This is a genomic window from Micromonospora sp. NPDC049799, assembly GCF_040656655.1.
Classification (GTDB): domain Bacteria; phylum Actinomycetota; class Actinomycetes; order Mycobacteriales; family Micromonosporaceae; genus Micromonospora.
Map to the genome: position 1 here is coordinate 1 of NZ_JBFAMU010000402.1, position 4,466 is coordinate 4,466.

A 4,466-nucleotide genomic window follows, 5' to 3' on the forward strand; every position below is an offset into this window, starting at 1 on the left:
GTGGCGGCTGCGCCGTGGCGACCGGCCCCGGTCGGTGCTGGTGGGCCTGCTCGCCGTCTGCGTGGCCGCGCTGGTCGCGCTGCGGACCGGTCGCGCCGAGGACTTCTTCCTCGTCCAGCTCGTGGCGAACGCGGCCAGTGCGCTGGCCTGGATGGTGAGCATCGTCGTCCGTTGGCCCCTGCTCGGGGTGCTGGTCGGTGTCGCGCTGCGGCAGCGGACCCGGTGGCGGCGCGATCCGGCGCTGCTGCGGGCGTACTCCCGGGGCAGCTGGGTCTGGGCGGCGACGTACCTGCTGCGGGTGGCGGTGTTCCTGCCGCTCTGGCTCGGCGGCCACGTGGTCGCGCTGACCGTCGGTCGGGTGGCCTTGACCTGGCCGCTGGTGGCCGCCGCGCTGGCGGTGAGCTGGGTGGTGGTGCGCCGGTCACTGCCGGCCGGTCATCCGGGGCTGCGTCACCCGGTGACCCTCGACGGTGATGCCGGCCCCGGCCCGGCGAGAGCCGGCTCCGGGATCGGACCGACCGAAAAGTAAGGGAGAGGCCGCCACGGGGGGAGCGGCCTCTCCGGTGACGTACGTTACTCCGTCCCGAACCGTCGCGTGATCCCGTGGCGGCCACTTTTTCGGGCTTTTTCGCGCTGGCCGCACATTCGGTTGGTGGGGTGGGCCGACCGGTTCGCTGCGTCGGCCGGACCGGCCGGCCCACCCCGGCCTGACCGTGGGTGTCAGGCCGTCCACCGACCGGGCATCTGCTCCCCCAGACCCGGTCGGTGTCGGGTGGGCGGCGGGCGTGCCGCCCACCCGACGGGGGTGGTTCAGCCGTTCGGGAACAGGTGACCGTAGTCGGCGTACGCCATGGCGACGTCGGCCTGTGCCCAGAAGCGGTGGTAGTTGAAGACCGGCTCCGGTCCGCCCTTCAGGTACGCCTCGACCTTCGGCCAGTCGGGGTCGTTCTTGTAGAAGGAGCGGATGTCGAGGAAGCTCTTGCCCGCGGCGATCGCGTCGCCGTTGGGCATGGTGCCGGTCCAGCCGGACGGGACGTAGAGACCCTGGCCGGTGGCGGCGTCGTAGACGTCGTCGAAGCGGCGGTAGTCACCGCGCTTCTCCGGCCGCGAGACGCCCTTGGCGTCGCTGGCGGCGTGCAGCGCGTCCAGCAGCCCCTTGGCGGTGTTCTTCGCCGCCACGTTGCCCGACTTGGCCGCGTACGCGATCAGGGTCCGGGCGTAGGCGGCGGCGACGCCGACGTCCTGGCCCTTCACGGTGACCTCGACGTGCAGGTTCGTGTTCGGCTGCGGGCTGGTCGGGTTCCAGGTGTTCGGCTGGCCGGTCCACTTCATGTCCGACGGGATCGACCAGTCGGCACCGAGGGTGGTGTTGGCGATCGCCCACGGCACCCACTTGTCCAGCAGGGCCTTGGCCTTGGCGTTGCCGGTCTCCAGGTACAGCTCGGCGATGCGCTGCATCGACCAGGCCTGCATGCCGAACCACTGGTTCGACGGCGGGTCGTTGTAGACCGGGTCGACGTCGTAGAACATGCCGTAGAAGGTCGACGTGCCGGCCGGCGGCTGGCCGTAGTTGCCGCCCCAGCTGTTGGTCGCGCCGCCGGCGATGCCGCCCTCGGCGGACTGGAGCCAGGTGTAGAACTCCAGCTGACGCTCGAAGCTCTTGGTCCAGTCGGTGACCGCGGTCGGGGACTTCGGCTTCAGCTCGGGGGTGTTGGTGAGCGCCCAGGCCGCGAACGGGTTCTGGTAGCCGAAGTGGTTGTGGCTGGAGCCGATCCGCCACGACCAGTTTTGCTGGGTCTCGTACGCGCCACCCCAGGCGTAGTACCAGGACATGAGGTAGTGCGCGGAGTCCTTACCGGAACCGGCCGGGCAGCTGCTGGCCCCGACGCAGTTGCCGATCTTCTTGAAGTACTTGTCGAACATCGCGTAGCGCAGGTAGTCGCCCATCTTGGCGGCCTTGGCCACGGTGGCCGCGACGTCGGCCGCCTTGCCCTGCTGCTTGGCCCAGGTCAGGGCCCAGTACGCGGCCTGCACGGCGCGGGCGTCGGCGTCCGGGGCGTTGGTGTACTTCCACTGCTTCGCCGGGGCGTTGGACTCCTTGACGAACAGGTCGAGGTAGCCGTACCGGCCGCCGTGGGCGTAGGTGTCGCAGGACGGCTGGGGGACGGTCTCCCAGACCGACTCCTGGGTGCCCCGCTGGAACGTGTTGATGTACGCGGGCCGGGTGGTGCCGTCGCCGCAGCGGCCGAAGCCGTAGGTGTTGTCCACGTCGAGCAGCCAGTGCATGCCGTAGATGTCACCGGTGCCGTAGGCGGCCTGGAGTTCGGCGCGCAGCGGGTCCTGGCCGACCGGCACCGACGGCTCCAGCGCCGACGGGTACTGGCTGGGCAGGTCGTGCTCGGCCGCGTACTGCGGCGTCCCCGGTGCGCCAGCGGTCGGCTGGTCTGAATGATTCGGAATTATATATTTTTCCATGACGGTCCAGGCGTTGTTGAACGGGGCCCAGTTCTGGGTGACCCGCCCGTAGTTGGCCTCCAGCCACAGCCAGAAGCTGAACGCCTCGCTGGTGGTCTCGTGGCCGTGGTCGGGCGCCTCGACGATCAGCGTCTCGACCGAGTGGTACGGCACGCCCTCCGGGCTGAAGTAGCCCGAGTTCTTGATCTTGCCGTACTGCTCCAGGAACCGGGTGGTCCAGGCGTTGTTCCCGCCGGGGGTGTCGTTGTCGATCTCCGTGGCGGTGATGGCGAGGGGGGCGTACCCGGTCGCCGAGGCCGTGATCGTGGCGGTGCCACCGGTGGTGTCGGAGTCCTCCGCCGCCGCGACGGTCACGTTCACCCCGGTGTTCCAGTTGGTCGGGGTCAGCGTCACCGAGGCCGGCGAGACGGTCACGTCCGTGTCGCCGGTGCGGGCGAGGGTCACCGGCACGTTCGCCGGCGGCAGGCCGCTGAGCTTGAGGTTGACCGTGGAGCTGCCCCCCTCGTTGACGCTCACCGCCGACGGGGTGGCGACCAGCACCGGACCGCTGGCCGGCGACACGGTGAACGACTTCTCGGCGATCGCGGAGAGGTTCGCGTTGTCGTACGCCCTGGCCTGGACGGTGTAGCTGCCGGCCGGCAGGTCCTCCAGGGTGTAGCCGTACGGCGCGGTGGTGTCGGTGTTGACCAGCAGGCCGTTGCGGTAGAACTCGACCTTGCTGATGGTGCCGTCCGGGTCGCTCGCGGTCGCGGTCAGCGGCACGTCGGCGGGGGCCTCGAACGGGCCGGCGGGCACGCTCAGCCCGACCGTCGGCGGCTGCTGCGGCGCGGCGCCGCAGGTGACGCCGTTGACCGAGAAGGAGGTCGGCTTCGGGTTGGTCCCGCTGTGCGAGCCGTTGAAGCCGATGCTGGTCGAGGCGCCGGTGGCCAGGCTGCCGTTCCACGACTCGTTGGTGGCGGTGACCTGGTTGCCGGTCTGGCTCCACTTCGCCGACCAGCCCTGGGTGACCCTCTGGTCGGCCGGGAAGGCGAAGCGGAGCGTCCAGCCGTTGACCGGGTCGCCGAGGTTCTTGATGGTGACGTTCGCGGTGAAGCCGTTGTTCCAGTCGCTGGTCGCGTAGACCACGTCGCAGGCCGGGGCGGCCTGCGCGACGCCGGCCGGCAGGGTGACCCCACCGATGGCCAGCGCGGTGGCGGCGACCATCGCCAGGCGGCGACGTCTAGCCAGGTTTCTCATGTGCGCGGTGTCTCCTCGGACCGGGCCGGGGCGGGCGCCCCGGCAGGGCGCCGGACGGTGCATCGGGGGTTCACGGCACCCGGGATGGTGGTCGTCCCCGGCCGTGGCCGGGGTCGTCGTGAGGGTCGCGGCCGTGCCGCGCCCCTCGTCGGGTGCCATGCCGGCGATGCCGGCTGCCCTCGGCGACCCACGCTCACGCGAGCTGGCTCCGCATCGCGATCGGTCGTCAGTGTGCCACGGGTGGAAGCGCTCCCACAAGGATCCGTCGACGTCGGAGCAGGTCGATGTTTCGATCTCGTTTAGGGGCTTTCACAAAGCCGTGACGGGCGTTACAGTCGCAGCATCGTCGATGGGAGCGCTTCCATCGACAAGGTTCCACAAAGAAGATCACCCGTGGCGCGGCCGACGTGCGGCGACCTCGGGGAGAAGGCCCGAGGGCTGACGGCGGGCCAGCCCGGACGCCGCCGCCAGCCATCATCCCACCACTGTGGAGGGAGGTGGATCCTCAAGCCACTCGCGTGGCCCGGCTCCCGCGCGACACGTACGACAGGGATACCCATTCCGCACGTACGTGTGCTGCAACGGTGGGGACGGGGGTTGCCCTCCCCCGTCCCCACCCTAAACCCCCGTCCCCGGCGGAAGAAGTGGCCGACCCGACGGCGCTTCACGCCGCACCGGTCAGCTCGGCGGCGTGACCCCGCCGCACGGCGCCGCCCGCGGCCTCCTCCGCCCCGCCTTCGCGTCGCACCACCGGC

2 protein-coding genes are annotated in these 4,466 nt (G+C 70.7%); one reads left to right on the forward strand and one right to left on the reverse strand.

Annotation, left to right across the window (positions count from 1 at the left end):
* Nucleotides 1–529 (forward strand): DUF3159 domain-containing protein (locus tag AB0I76_RS23150; RefSeq protein WP_357039063.1); only part of this gene is annotated, 529 nt, incomplete at its 5' end.
* Nucleotides 530–810: 281 nt separating this feature from the next.
* Here AB0I76_RS23150 and AB0I76_RS23155 read toward each other — a convergent pair.
* The gene (locus AB0I76_RS23155) at nt 811–3,711 is read right to left on the reverse strand and encodes a glycoside hydrolase family 48 protein (RefSeq protein WP_357039065.1); all 2,901 of its coding nucleotides are present in this window, start codon (nt 3,709–3,711) and stop codon (nt 811–813) included.
* Between the last annotated feature and the right edge of the window lie 755 nt (nt 3,712–4,466).